This window comes from Pseudomonas sp. 5P_5.1_Bac1 (assembly GCF_025466015.1).
Lineage (GTDB): Bacteria > Pseudomonadota > Gammaproteobacteria > Pseudomonadales > Pseudomonadaceae > Aquipseudomonas.
The window spans coordinates 58,350-71,862 of sequence record NZ_JANLNX010000087.1 but is presented as its reverse complement, the minus strand read 5'-3'; the positions used below and the strand labels follow the sequence as shown (position 1 = coordinate 71,862).

The window sequence follows — 13,513 nt, the reverse complement described above, 5'->3', positions numbered from 1 at the left end:
GGGCCTGCAAAGCAGGCCCGACCGTGATCACCGCCGAACCAGCAACACCCCACTTTCCATATGGTGGGTGTACGGGAACTGATCGAACAACGCGCAGCGCTCGATCCGGTGGGTGTCCTGCAACTGGGCAATGTTGGCCGCCAGCGTCTCCGGGTTGCAGGAGATGTACAGGATGTTGTCGAAACGCCGGGTCAGTTCGCAGGTGTCCGGGTCCATGCCGGCACGCGGCGGGTCGACGAACACGCTGCCGAACGCGTAGCTCTTCAGGTCGATGCCTTCCAGGCGGCGGAACGGCCGCACCTCGTTCAGCGCTTCGGTCAGTTCTTCGGCCGACAGCCGCACCAGCCGCACGTTGTCCACGCCGTTGTCGTCCAGGTTGTGCAGCGCCGCGTTGACCGAGGTCTTGCTGATCTCGGTGGCCAGCACGTTGCGCACCCGGGTCGCCAGCGGCAGGGTGAAGTTGCCGTTGCCGCAATACAGCTCCAGCAGGTCATCTTCACGCTCGCCCAGCGCATCGAAGGCCCAGCCCAGCATTTTCTGGTTCACCTGGCCGTTGGGCTGGGTGAACGCGCCTTCCGGCTGGCGGTAGCGGAAGTTGCGACCCGCCACCTGCAGTTCTTCCACCGCGTAATCACGGCCAATCACCAGGCGCTTGCCCTTGGAGCGACCAATGATGCTCGCGCCCAGATCGGCGGCCAGTTGCTGCGCCGCTGCCTCCCACTCTGCGTCCAGCGGGCGGTGGTAGCACAAGGTGATCATCGCGTCGCCCGCCAGGGTGGTGAGGAACTCCACCTGGAACAGCTTGTTGCTCAGCGCCTCGCTGGCCTGCCACGCGGCTTTCATGCGTGGCATCAGCTCGTTGATCCGCAGGCTGGCGATGGGGAAGTCGTCGATCAGGATCGGCGTGTGTTTCTCCCCTGGCGCGAACATCGCGTAATGGCGCTGGCCGTCCTGGCGCCACAGGCGGAACTCGGCGCGCAGGCGGTAGTGCTCGCGCGGCGAGTCGAATACCACCGGTTCCGGCGCGTCGAACGGCGCCAGCAACTCGCGCAGGCGCTCGACCTTGGCCGCGATTTGCTGGTCGTAGGTGGAAGGGTCGAAGACAGCACTCATGCGTTGAACCAGCCCAGCTTGATGACGAACAGGATGGAAAGGATCACCAGCGCCGGGTTCAGGTCGCCACGGCGGCCCGACAGCAGCTTGATCGCAGTCCAGGAGATGAAGCCGAAGGCGATGCCGTTGGCGATGGAGTAGGTCAGCGGCATGGCCAGGGCGGTGATCACCACGGGTGCGGCTTCGGTGATGTCGTCCCAGTTGATTTCAGCCAGGCCCGAGGCCATCAGCACGGCGACGAACAGCAGCGCCGGCGCGGTGGCGAAGGCCGGCACGCTACCCGCCAGCGGCGCGAAGAACAGTGCCAGGAGGAACAGGATGGCGACGACGATGGCGGTCAGGCCCGTGCGGCCGCCGGCGCTGACGCCCGCTGCCGACTCGATGTAGCTGGTGGTGGTCGAGGTGCCCAGCAGCGAACCGGCCATGGCGGCGGTACTGTCGGCGATCAGCGCACGGCCCATTTTCGGCATATGGCCGTCCTTGCCCATCAGGCCGGCGCGCTTGGCGACGCCGATCAGGGTGCCGGAGTTGTCGAACAGGTCGACGAACAGGAAGGCGAAGATCACGCTGATCAGGCCAACGTCCAGCGCGCCCTTGATGTCCAGTTGCAGGAAGGTCGGTGCCAGCGATGGCGGCATCGACACCACGCCTTCGAACGGCGTGACGCCCAGGGCGATGGAGGCGATGGTCACGGCGAGGATGCCGATCAACACCGCGCCACGGACCTTCAGCGCTTCCAGCGCGACAATCAAGAAGAAGCCGAGGATGGCGAGGATCGGCGCCGGCTGCTTGAGGTCGCCCAAGCCCACCAGGGTGGCCGGGTTATCGACGACGATGCCCGCGTTATGCAGGGCGATCAGCGCCAGGAACAGGCCGATGCCGGCGGCGATCGCCGAGCGTAGTGGCAGCGGGATGCTGTTCACGATCCATTCGCGGATACGGAAGATCGACAGCAGGAAGAACATCACCGCCGAGATGAACACCGCGCCCAGCGCCACCTGCCAGGTGTGGCCCAGGTGCAGCACCACGGTGTAGGTGAAGAAGGCGTTGAGGCCCATGCCCGGCGCCAGGGCGATCGGGTAGTTGGCGATCAGGCCCATGGTGGTCGAGCCGATGGCTGCGGCCAGGCAGGTGGCGACGAACAGCGCGCCTTTGTCCATGCCGGTCTCGCCGAGGATGCTCGGGTTGACGAAGAGAATGTAGGCCATGGCCAGGAACGTGGTCACGCCCGCCAGGATCTCGGTCCGCACATTGGTGTTGTGTGCTTTTAGTTGAAACAGCCTTTCCAGCATGCCCTGCTCCCCGTGGCGCGATGTGACGCCAAAAATTGTCGACTCAGTCAGAAAAGCACAAAGCTCCCGGCCTTTCCGTGATTTTTACTGGTCGGAAAAAAGCCGCGCATCATACCAGCATGACTGGCCGAGGGTAATGCGCCGGACCGCCGGCGGGGCGGGGGCTTGCCAGCGATGAGGCCCCCCAGAGCGACGGCGCTCGACTCAGGTGTCCGAGCGCCGGCTGTGCATGTGATCCCTTCCTGCCAGTGTCGGGAACAGTTTTATCCACAGCCCCGTCACCACCAGCGTCCCGACGCCGCCCATCACCACCGCCGGCACGGTCCCGAACCAGTGCGCCGTCACCCCCGATTCGAACTCGCCGAGCTGGTTCGACGCGCCGATGAACAAGCCATTCACCGCGCTGACCCGCCCGCGCATTTCGTCCGGGGTCTCCAACTGCACGAAGGAGCTGCGGATCACCATGCTGATCATGTCCGCCGCGCCGAGCACGGCCAGCACCGCGAGGGAGAACCAGAACGAGGTGGACAGGCCGAAGGCGATGGTCGCCACGCCGAACACGCCCACCGCGGTGAACATTACCCGGCCCACCTTGCGCTCCACCGGGAAGCGCGCCAGCCACACGGACATCAGCAGCGCGCCCACCGCTGGCGCCGAACGCAGCAGGCCCAGGCCCCACGGCCCGGTCAGCAGGATGTCCTTGGCGAACACCGGCAGCAACGCGGTGGCGCCGCCGAGCAGCACGGCGAACAGGTCCAGGGAGATGGCGCCGAGGATGTCCGGGCGGCTGCGGATAAAGCGAATCCCCGTCAGCAGCGATTCCAGGCTGGCGCGGCCTTGGGTCAGCGGGGTCTGGCGCGAGGTCAGGCCGAGGGTCAGGCAACAGGCGATCACGTACAGGCACACCGTTGGGCCGTACACCCAGACGCTGCCGAAGGCGTAGAGAAAACCGCCCGCCGCCGGCGCGACGATGGTCGCCGATTGCATCGCCGAGGCCGACGCCGCCACCGCCCGCGGGAACAGCTCGGCGGGCACCACGTTGGGCAGCAGCGCCTGGGTCGCCGGCATCTCGAAGGAGCGGGCGCTGCCGAGCAGGAAAGCCAGCACGAAGATCAGCTCGCGGCTCACCGAATCGGTGGTGCTGGCGATCGCCAAGGCCAGGGCGATCATCGCCTGCAGGCTCTGGCACAGCGCGGCGACGCGGCGGCGGTCGTAGCGGTCGGCGACATGCCCGGTGTGCAGCATGAACAGCACCCGTGGCGCGAACTCCACCAAACCAACGAGGCCCAGGTCCAGCACGTTGCCGGTCAACTGGTAGAGGTGCCAGCCAATTGCCACGGTGAGCATCTGGAAACCGCTGGCGGTGAATACCCGGGCCAGCCAGAACGAAAGAAACGGACGGTGATGACGAAGCAACAACGGGGCGTGTGCTGACATGACGGACTGCCGGGCCTTCATGAGGGGAGGGGCGTTGCAGGTTAACACCGGGCTGTAACAAAAGGTTGCAGAACCCGCCGTTGTCGTGCGGTCAGCGCACCGATTCACCTTTTCGTAAAGGGGGGTGAGGCAACCGGTCACGCGGCAACGCACCACACAACCGTGCGGCGTCTTCGCGACTATCCTTTCTCCCTGTCGTTGATCTGGATCAATAGTTGTTTTTGCAACGATCGATGCGTCAGCGATGGGCCCTCGGGCCGAAATCCCTGTGGTGCGAAAGTTTTCAGAACAATTCCAACTTGCCGCACTCAACCACCGTAGGGGCAGTTGGCGCCAAGGCAACGGACCCTGACGCCGGATTACCTGAAAGAGGAAGCACTATGTTCGGATCAGAGGCACTCGATCTCGCCCGAATCCAGTTCGCGTTTACCGTGTCCTTTCACATTCTGTTCCCGGCCATCACCATCGGCCTCGCCAGCTACCTGGCGGTGCTCGAAGGCCTGTGGCTGAAAACCAACCAGAACGTCTACCGCGATCTCTACCATTTCTGGTCGAAGATCTTCGCCGTCAACTTCGGCATGGGGGTGGTCTCCGGTCTGGTGATGGCCTACCAGTTCGGCACCAACTGGAGCCGCTTCTCCGACTTTGCCGGCGCGGTCACCGGCCCCTTGCTCACCTACGAGGTGCTCACCGCGTTCTTCCTCGAGGCCGGTTTCCTCGGCGTCATGCTCTTCGGCTGGAACCGCGTGGGCCGTGGCCTGCACTTCTTCGCCACGGTCATGGTGGCGATCGGCACGCTGGTCTCGACGTTCTGGATCCTCGCGTCCAACAGCTGGATGCAGACGCCCCAGGGCTACGAAATCATCGATGGCCGGGTGATCCCGGTGGACTGGCTGGCGGTGATCTTCAACCCGTCGTTCCCCTACCGCCTGATGCACATGGCCACGGCCGCGTTCGTCGCCACCGCGTTCTTCGTCGGCGCCTCGGCGGCCTGGCACTTGCTGCGCGGTCGCGACAACCCGGCGATCCGCAAAATGTTGTCGATGGCCATGTGGATGGCCCTGATCGTCGCGCCGATCCAGGCGGTGATCGGCGACTTCCACGGCCTCAACACCCTCAAGCACCAGCCGGTGAAGATCGCCGCCATCGAAGGCCACTGGGAGAACGTCGGCGACGAGCCGACCCCGCTGATCCTGTTCGGCATCCCCGACATGAAGGCCGAAACCACGCGCTTCAAGCTGGAAATCCCGGCGCTGGGCAGCCTGATCCTGACCCACAGCCTGGACAAGCAGGTGCCGGCGATGAAGGACTTCCCGCCAGAGGACCGGCCCAACTCGACGGTGGTGTTCTGGTCGTTCCGGATCATGGTCGGCCTCGGCATGCTGATGATCGCGGTGGGTCTGTGGAGCGTCTGGCTGCGCAAGCGCGGCACGTTGTACAGCTCGCGGCCGTTCCTCTACCTGACCCTGTGGATGGGCCCGTCCGGGTTGATCGCCATTCTCGCGGGCTGGTTCACCACTGAAGTCGGTCGCCAGCCGTGGGTGGTCTACGGACTGATGCGCACCGCCGACGGTGTGTCCAACCACAGTTACGCCCAACTGGGGATCACCCTGGTGATATTCGTGGTGGTGTATTTCGCCCTGTTCGGTGCGGGCCTCGGCTACATGATGCGCCTGGTGCGCAAAGGGCCGAAGACCGGCGAAGGCGAGGAAACCAATCCGGGTGGCCCTGGCCAGCCACGCACCCCGGCGCGGCCGTTGTCGGCTGCCGACGACGATCACGAAGAAGGCGCCAGCCTGAACAAAGGACACTGAATCATGGGTATTGATCTTCCACTGATCTGGGCTGTGGTCATCATCTTCGGGATCATGATGTACGTGGTCATGGACGGCTTCGACCTCGGCATCGGCATTCTCTTTCCCTTCGTCAAGGGCGACACCGACCGCGACGTCATGATGAACACCGTCGCGCCGGTCTGGGACGGCAACGAGACCTGGCTGGTGCTGGGCGGTGCGGCGCTGTTCGGGGCCTTTCCACTGGCCTACGCGGTGGTGCTGTCGGCGCTGTACCTGCCGTTGATGCTGATGCTGGTGGGGCTGATCTTCCGCGGCGTGGCCTTCGAGTTCCGCTTCAAGGCCAAGGCCGACAAGCGCCACCTGTGGGACAAGGCGTTCATCGGCGGCTCGCTGGTGGCGACCTTCTTCCAGGGTGTGGCGCTGGGCGCCTTCATCGAGGGCTTCAAGGTGGTGGACCGCCAGTTCGTCGGCGGCACGCTGGACTGGATGACGCCGTTCGCCCTGTTCAGCGGCCTGGGCCTGATCGTTGCCTACGCCTTGCTCGGCTGCACCTGGCTGATCATGAAGACCGAAGGCAAGCTCCAGGAGCAGATGCACAACCTGGCGCGGCCGCTGGCGCTGGTGCTGCTGGCGGTGATCGGCGTGGTCAGCCTGTGGACACCGCTGGCCTACCCGGACATCGCCAAACGCTGGTTCAGCATGCCCAACCTGCTGTGGTTCATGCCGGTGCCATTGCTGGTGATGGTCACCTTCTACGGTTTGCTTCGGGCGGTGGCGCGTAACGCGCACTACACGCCGTTCCTGCTGACCCTGGTGTTGATCTTCCTCGGCTACAGCGGCCTGGGCATCAGCTTGTGGCCGAACATCATCCCGCCTTCGATCTCGATCTGGGACGCCGCCGCGCCGCCGCAGAGCCAGGGCTTCATGCTGGTGGGCACGCTGTTCATCCTGCCGTTCATCCTGGGTTACACCTACTGGAGCTACTACGTGTTCCGCGGCAAGGTGACCCACGAAGACGGCTACCACTAGGAGGGTTCAGGACATGACCGGTAAAGACACCTTCGACGCCGAGAAAAAGCCGCTGTGGCAGCGGCTCGGCTGGCTGGCGCTGATCTGGACCGCCAGCGTCGCGACCCTCGCGGTGGTGGCGTGGCTGATGCGGATGTTCATGAGTGCGGCGGGATTGACCACGCACTAGTCCTGCCGGCGATCGCGACGGTTCAGCCAACCGTCGCGATCGTCGGCATCACTTGCGCGCCTTGAGCACCACGAACTTCGGCGTCGCCGCCACCTGTTCCACGCCCCGGAACAACCGCGCCAGCTTGGTGTGGTAACCCAGGTGGCGGTTGCCGACGACGTACAGCGAACCGCCGGTCACCAGCGCTTCCCGCGCCTGCTGGAACATCCGCCAGGCGATGAAATCACCCACCACCTGCTGCTGGTGGAACGGCGGGTTGCACAGCACGATATCCAGCGAATCCTCCGGCTGCCCGGCCAGACCATCCGCCGCGCGCACCTCCACATCGCGCTCGCCCAGCGCCGCCTGCCAGTTCTCCCGCGCCGACTGCACTGCCATGTACGACTCATCCACCAGCGTGTAGTGCGCCTGTGGATTGTCCAGTGCACTGGCGATGGCGAGGATCCCGTTGCCACAGCCAAGGTCCGCGACCCGGGCGCTGCCGAGATTTTTCGGCAGATGCGGCAGGAAGGCGCGGGTGCCGATATCCAGCCCTTCGCGGCAGAACACGTTGGCGTGGTTGAGCAGTTCCAGCGCCGGTTTGTCGAGGCGATAGCGGCTCGGGTAAGGCGAGGCGACGCGGGGCTTGTCTTCGTAGGTGGCGATCAGCAGGCGGGCTTTTTTCTGGGCCAGCGAGGCCTGCATCGGGCCGATGTACTTTTCCAGCAATTCACCGGCCGCCCGCGGCAGGTGCTTGATCATCGCCCCCGCTACTACTCGCGCGCCCGGCGCCAACTGGCCTTGCAGGCGGATCAGTTGTTCTTCGAGCAGGGCCAGGGTCTTCGGCACGCGCACCAGAACGTGATCGAACGGGCCTTGCCAGGCTTCACTGGCCGGCACGAAGGGCACGCTGTCCCAGGGCTGATCGTTGCGTGACAGGTTCTTCTCCAGGCCCAGGCGGGCGAGGAACGAGTCGCCGCTGCTGGTCACCGCGAAGTGCGGCCGCAGGCTGATGGCCAGGCCGCCGAAACTGTCGTTGAGTACCAGCACCCGCGTGCTGGCGGGCAGCGCCTGCCCGGCCAGGTGCTCCAGCAGGTATTCGTCGGCGGCATCGAAGGCTTGCAGGGGATCGTTGGCGTATTCGGGCTGGCGGATCAGGTCGAGGTCGGCAAAGGGGCTGTTCAGCAGGGGCATGGTACGAGGGCTCTGGGGCATGGGTGTGCACCGCGCTGCTCTGGGCAGGCGGGGTGACAGACAGGTGCCGATTCTACAGGGCTTTATTGCCCAACGGGGTCAGAGCAGACCGTGCAGCGCGGCGAGGGCCACGGCGCCGGCCTTGTTGTTGGCGTTCATCTTGGTGATGACGCTGCGGATGTGGAAATTCACGGTGCTCTGCGAAAGGGTGAGGATGCAGGCGATGTCCGAGGCGGTCTTTCCCGCGGCGGACCATTTCAGCACTTCCCGCTCCCGGTCGGACAAGCCGAAACCATTGGGCTTGAGTGGATTGATCTGTTCCAGCATCAGTGTGTGCAGGACATTGCACAGCCACAGCGCCTGGCCGGTCTTGTCATAGAACTCGGCGACAGTGACGACCTGCTGGCTGCGTACCAGGCTCAGCACACTGTTGTTGCCGCGCATGTCGTGGGCGGCCTGACTCCAGCCATAGACCAGCCCGTGGGCCTTGGCGTCCATGCGCAGTTGCGGGGTTTCGTGAAATACCTCGTCTTCCCACAGCAGCGGGATCAACGAGTGGCGGCAATGGGTGAAGGTCGGGTCCTGGATCAGGTAGTTGCAGGCTCGGTAGTGGTCGTTCCACTCGGCGGAAAAGTTGTTGAGCATGAGGGTCTGCGGCGTGAGGCCGGAGGCCTGGCTCTGCACCACCAGGCTCAGGTATTCCATATCCAGTTGCTGTGCCAGGGCCAGGGCCTGGTGAAACAATTGTTCGGGGTTGTGCTCCCTGATCAGTTGCTCGAGTTGATCCTGCTTCCAATGCGGCATCTCAACGGTGCTCCCTGATATGGATCCAACTGCTCAATGGTGCAGGCTGAGTATAGGAATTGTCCTACATGGCGATTGGTTTTTTTCGCTATAACTTGACGTATGTCATGACTCCGAAAGGCTATGTGGCGTAACGCTAATGTTTAGCTCGGCTCCGGGAAACCACCACAAACCGGCGGTGTTTATTCCGGCGGCTTTGCGCGAAACTGGGCGCACCTGATTTCCGGAGCCAACCATGACTGCCAGCGCGGAGAAATACACCCGCCAGACCCTGCTCGATGTCCAGCCGCTGACCCCCAGCCTGTTCAGCCTGCGCACCACGCGCGACAGCGGTTTCCGTTTCCGCGCCGGGCAGTTTGCCCGCCTTGGCGTGACCAAGGCCGACGGCAGTGTGGTCTGGCGCGCTTACTCGATGGTCTCGTCGCCCTTCGACGAGCACCTGGACTTCTACTCCATCGTGGTGCCGGGCGGTGAGTTCACCAGCGAACTGAGCCGTCTGCGCGAAGGCGATGAGCTGCTGATCGACCGCCAGGCGTTCGGTTACCTGACCCTCGATCGCTTTGCCGATGGGCGTGACCTGTGGCTGCTGGCCACCGGCACCGGTGTCGCGCCGTTCCTGTCGATCCTGCAGGACTTCGAGGCCTGGGAGCGCTTCGACAACATCAAGCTGGTGTATTCGGTGCGCGAGTCCCGCGAGCTGGCTTATCAGTCACTGATCGCCGGCCTGGAACAGCGCGAGTACCTGGCCGAGTACGCCGGCAAATTGCAGTTCATTCCGGTGGTGACGCGCGAACAGCATCCGGGGGCGCTGAACGGGCGCATCACCACGCTGATCGAGAACGGCGAGCTGGAGCGCGCCGCGGGCCTGGAGCTGACCCCCGAGCACTCGCGGGTGATGCTGTGCGGCAACCCGCAGATGATCGACGACACCCGCCAGGTGCTGAAAGCCCGCGACATGAACCTGAGCCTGAGTCGGCGGCCGGGGCAGGTGGCGGTCGAGACGTATTGGTGAGTGATCAGGCCAGACAGTAAAACGGCGCCTCGGGGCGCCGTTTTCATTTGTCTGGGTTCAAGGCCTGTCGTTTTGCGCCTTGAGCAGGTCACGAATCTCGGTCAGCAGGGTTTCCTGTGGCGTCGGTGCCGGTGGAGCGCTCGGCGCCACGGCTTCTTCGCGCTTCAGGCGGTTGATGACCTTGACGCCCATGAAGATGGCGAACGCCACGATCACGAAGTCGATGATGGTCTGGATGAACTTGCCGTAGGCCAGGACCACCGCCGGAATGTCACCTTCCGCCGCTTTCAGGGTGACCGCCAGGTCGCTGAAGTCGACACCGCCGATCAGCAGTCCGATGGGTGGCATCACGACGTCGCCGACGAAAGACGAAACAATTTTGCCGAAGGCTGCGCCGATGATGATACCGACCGCCATGTCCACGACATTGCCCTTGACCGCGAAGGCCTTGAATTCACTGATCATGCCCATGGTTTATTCCTTGTAACAATTGAAGGGGTGAACGCAGTGTAAATCAGCCTTCCGCTTCATGCGCTGCGCCGCTTTCAAATGACCTCGCTCATAGCCAATGGTTTGGTCGCGTTGGCGCCTTTCCCGGTGCGGCGGCTATCATGGCGACTTTTTCCAGGAGATTGCCCCATGGCCAAAGCCAAGCGGTTGTACGGCTGCACCGAGTGCGGCGCGACTTTCCCGAAATGGGCTGGCCAGTGCGGTGAGTGCGGTGCCTGGAACACCCTGACCGAAACCATGATCGAAAGCGGCGCCGCCGCGGCCCCCAGCGGACGCAGCGGCTGGGCCGGCGAGCAGGCGAAGATCAAGACCCTGGCTGAAGTTTCGGTCGAAGAGATCCCGCGCTTCTCCACCGCCAGCGCCGAACTGGACCGCGTGCTCGGCGGCGGCCTGGTGGACGGCTCGGTGGTGCTGATTGGCGGCGACCCCGGCATCGGCAAATCCACCATCCTTTTGCAGACCCTCTGCAATATCGCCACGCGCATGCCGGCGCTGTATGTCACCGGCGAGGAATCCCAGCAGCAGGTGGCCATGCGCGCCCGCCGCCTGGGGCTGCCGGAAGACAAACTGCGGGTCATGACCGAAACCTGCATCGAAACCATCATCGCCACTGCCCGGGTCGAGAAACCCAAGGTCATGGTGATCGACTCGATCCAGACCATCTTCACCGAACAACTGCAGTCGGCCCCCGGCGGCGTCGCCCAGGTCCGCGAAAGCGCCGCGTTGCTGGTGCGCTACGCCAAGCAGAGCGGCACGGCGATCTTCCTTGTCGGCCACGTCACCAAGGAAGGCGCCCTGGCCGGGCCGCGGGTGCTGGAGCACATGGTCGACACCGTGCTGTATTTCGAAGGTGAATCCGACGGTCGCCTGCGCCTGCTGCGGGCGGTGAAGAACCGCTTCGGCGCGATCAACGAACTGGGCGTGTTCGGCATGACCGATCGCGGCCTGAAGGAAGTGTCCAACCCCTCGGCGATCTTTCTGACCCGGGCCCAGGAAGAAGTGCCGGGCAGCGTGGTCATGGCCACCTGGGAAGGCACCCGGCCGATGCTGGTGGAAGTTCAGGCGCTGGTGGACGATAGCCACCTGGCGAACCCGCGGCGGGTCACCCTCGGTCTCGATCAGAACCGCCTGGCCATGCTGCTGGCGGTGCTGCACCGCCATGGCGGCATCCCGACCCACGACCAGGACGTGTTCCTCAACGTCGTCGGCGGCGTGAAAGTGCTGGAAACCGCGTCGGACCTGGCGCTGATGGCTGCGGTCATGTCGAGCCTGCGCAACCGGCCGCTGTCCCATGGCCTGCTGGTGTTCGGCGAGATTGGTTTGTCTGGCGAAGTGCGGCCGGTGCCCAGTGGCCAGGAACGCCTGAAAGAAGCGGCCAAGCACGGCTTCAAGCGCGCCATCGTGCCGAAGGGCAACGCCCCGAAAGAGGCCCCGCCGGGCTTGCAAGTGGTGGCGGTGACCCGTCTGGAACAGGCGCTGGACGCATTGTTCGAGGAATGAGGCGCAGGCAAGGGGTTTCTTGCAACTGATTCTCACTAACGAGTAGCATGGCGCCTCCATTCCGATAGCCTTCTGGAGTTCGCGTGGCGGAGTCCGACCTCAAGCGCCTGTTCCTCAAGCACGCGAAAACCCTGCAAGGCCTGCTCACGCGCAAGGTGCGCGACCCGCAACTGGCCGCCGACCTGGTGCAGGAAAGTTTCCTGCGCCTGGCCGAGCAGCAGGCCAGCGAGCGCATCGAAAACACCCCGGCCTACCTCTACCGCACGGCGCACAACCTGATGATCGACCACGTGCGCCAGCAGCAGCGGCGCAAGACCGATCTGGTGCCCCACGAAGCCCTCGAAGGCATCGTCGAAGACAGCCCCGGCCTGGAAGAAACCACCGCGGCCGAACAGCACATGCGCCGGTTACGCGCGGCGATGAACGCGTTGCCGCCGCGAACCCGCGAAATCTTCCGTCTCAACCGTCTGGAGGGCCTGACCCATGCTGAGGTGGCGCAGCGCCTGGAGATTTCCGACAGCTCGGTTCAGAAGCACCTTTCCAAGGCGCTGGCCTATGTGATGCAGTGTTTGCAGGAGCCCGAATGACGAACTGTTTACTGGGAAATGCGCCGTCAGACGTCAGCCCTTACATAACCAGAATTCGAGAGAACCGTGTGAGCAGCGAGATTCCGCCAGAGCAAGCAATTCGCGAGCAGGCCGCCGAGTGGGCGGTCCTGCTGGATGCCGGGTGCCTGAGCCCCGAGCAACGGCAGGCGCTGGCCGCGTGGCGCGACGCCGACCCGCGTCATGCCCCGGCGTTGACGTTTGCCCAGGGCACCTGGGCTGATCTGGGGCGGCTGGGGCATCTGGACGAAACCGTCGCCGTCCCGCCGCCGGCCGCTTTGGCAGCGGCACCGCGTCCGGTCACGGGACGGCGGCGCCGCTCGCGGCTGGGCTGGGCGGCCACCAGCACCGCCCTGTTGTTGCTGGCGGTGTTCGCGGTCGATCGGGCGCCGGGCGTGCTGATCCAGATGAGCGCCGACTACGCCACCGGCCGCGGCGAAATCCGCCAGGTGACACTGCCGGACGGCAGCCGCATCGACCTCGACAGTCACAGCGCCATCAGCCTCGCCTTCAGCGACAGCGAGCGGCGGGTGAAGCTGCTGGCCGGGGATGCGGTGTTTTCCGCGGCCCCGATTGGCGAGCGCGAGGCGCGGCCGTTCGTGGTCGAGTACGCCGGCGCCAGCACCCGGGCCCTGGGCACGCGCTTCGTGGTGGGTGGCGCAGGGCAGGGCGGCTGGGTCGGGATGCTCGAACACAGCACCCGGGTCAGCTTGCAGGAGCCGCCGGCCGCGGGCGTGGCCGAGCAGGTGCTCAACGAAGGGCAAAGCCTGCGTTATGACCGCGAACACGGTATCCGCCCCTGGCCGCAACAGGATCCACTGCGCGCCAGCGCCTGGCAGCGTGGCCTGCTGGTGTTCGAGCGCGAGCCGCTGGCTGCGGTGGTCGCGCAGATCAACCGCTACCGTGGCGGGCACGTGATGATCGGCGATGCGGCGCTGGCGAAGCGTGAAGTCAGCGGCATGTTCCGCCTGGATAACCTCGATCAGTCGCTGGCGATGCTGACGGATGAGCTGAAGGCCAGGCGGGTGGATGTGCCTGGGTTGACGCTGATTTATTGAAGATTCTGCGGGGCG

Annotated in this window: 13 protein-coding genes; 7 read left to right on the top strand and 6 right to left on the bottom strand. The window is 64.7% G+C overall.

Features of this window, described 5'->3' with window-relative positions:
• Positions 1-27: 27 nt before the first annotated feature.
• From trmA to NTD82_RS18155, 3 genes are all read right to left on the bottom strand, one after another.
• Positions 28-1,113: a tRNA (uridine(54)-C5)-methyltransferase TrmA gene (trmA, locus tag NTD82_RS18165; RefSeq protein WP_262129682.1), complete on the bottom strand. Its 1,086-nt coding sequence runs from the start codon at positions 1,111-1,113 to the stop codon at positions 28-30.
• The gene (locus NTD82_RS18160) at positions 1,110-2,405 is read right to left on the bottom strand and encodes an NCS2 family permease (RefSeq protein ID WP_095159918.1); all 1,296 of its coding nucleotides are present in this window, start codon (positions 2,403-2,405) and stop codon (positions 1,110-1,112) included. The genes trmA and NTD82_RS18160 overlap by 4 nt, the downstream gene beginning before the upstream one ends.
• Before the next feature lie 204 nt (positions 2,406-2,609).
• A complete protein-coding gene (locus tag NTD82_RS18155; protein ID WP_262129681.1) occupies positions 2,610-3,842 on the bottom strand; it encodes an MFS transporter in 1,233 nt (410 codons plus the stop codon).
• A 380-nt stretch (positions 3,843-4,222) separates the two neighbouring features.
• Between NTD82_RS18155 and NTD82_RS18150 the strand changes: the two genes are divergently transcribed.
• From NTD82_RS18150 to NTD82_RS18140, 3 genes are read left to right on the top strand one after another with little or no spacing between them, the layout of a single operon-like run.
• The gene (locus tag NTD82_RS18150) at positions 4,223-5,656 is read left to right on the top strand and encodes a cytochrome ubiquinol oxidase subunit I (protein WP_262129680.1); all 1,434 of its coding nucleotides are present in this window, start codon (positions 4,223-4,225) and stop codon (positions 5,654-5,656) included.
• Positions 5,657-5,659: 3 nt separating this feature from the next.
• Entirely contained in the window at positions 5,660-6,667 is a 1,008-nt protein-coding gene (cydB, locus tag NTD82_RS18145; protein WP_095159915.1) for a cytochrome d ubiquinol oxidase subunit II, read from the top strand.
• A gap of 13 nt (positions 6,668-6,680) precedes the next feature.
• Complete coding sequence (locus tag NTD82_RS18140) at positions 6,681-6,836, top strand: DUF2474 domain-containing protein (protein ID WP_095159914.1); 156 nt, start codon at positions 6,681-6,683, stop codon at positions 6,834-6,836.
• Between the two features lie 48 nt (positions 6,837-6,884).
• Here NTD82_RS18140 and NTD82_RS18135 read toward each other — a convergent pair whose 3' ends face one another.
• Positions 6,885-8,009: a methyltransferase gene (locus NTD82_RS18135; protein WP_262129679.1), complete on the bottom strand. Its 1,125-nt coding sequence runs from the start codon at positions 8,007-8,009 to the stop codon at positions 6,885-6,887.
• 99 nt (positions 8,010-8,108) lie between these two features.
• Entirely contained in the window at positions 8,109-8,813 is a 705-nt protein-coding gene (locus tag NTD82_RS18130) for an autoinducer binding domain-containing protein (protein ID WP_262129678.1), read from the bottom strand.
• Positions 8,814-9,048: 235 nt separating this feature from the next.
• Between NTD82_RS18130 and NTD82_RS18125 the strand changes: the two genes are divergently transcribed.
• Positions 9,049-9,825, top strand: coding sequence for a ferredoxin--NADP reductase (locus tag NTD82_RS18125; protein ID WP_262129676.1), 777 nt, complete (start codon positions 9,049-9,051; stop codon positions 9,823-9,825).
• A gap of 57 nt (positions 9,826-9,882) precedes the next feature.
• Here the strand turns inward: NTD82_RS18125 and mscL are convergent, their stop codons facing one another.
• Entirely contained in the window at positions 9,883-10,296 is a 414-nt protein-coding gene (mscL, locus tag NTD82_RS18120) for a large-conductance mechanosensitive channel protein MscL (RefSeq protein ID WP_095159910.1), read from the bottom strand.
• A 168-nt stretch (positions 10,297-10,464) separates the two neighbouring features.
• On the opposite strand from mscL, the gene radA reads away from it, so the two are divergent.
• The 3 genes from radA to NTD82_RS18105 all read left to right on the top strand — a co-directional run bounded on the left by radA (position 10,465) and on the right by NTD82_RS18105 (position 13,498).
• Positions 10,465-11,835: a DNA repair protein RadA gene (gene radA, locus NTD82_RS18115; protein WP_262129675.1), complete on the top strand. Its 1,371-nt coding sequence runs from the start codon at positions 10,465-10,467 to the stop codon at positions 11,833-11,835.
• A gap of 83 nt (positions 11,836-11,918) precedes the next feature.
• The gene (locus tag NTD82_RS18110) at positions 11,919-12,422 is read left to right on the top strand and encodes an RNA polymerase sigma factor (protein WP_095159908.1); all 504 of its coding nucleotides are present in this window, start codon (positions 11,919-11,921) and stop codon (positions 12,420-12,422) included.
• A gap of 68 nt (positions 12,423-12,490) precedes the next feature.
• Positions 12,491-13,498 (top strand): FecR family protein, encoded by a 1,008-nt coding sequence (locus tag NTD82_RS18105; protein WP_262129674.1) that lies wholly within the window; start codon positions 12,491-12,493, stop codon positions 13,496-13,498.
• The last annotated feature ends 15 nt before the right edge of the window (positions 13,499-13,513 follow it).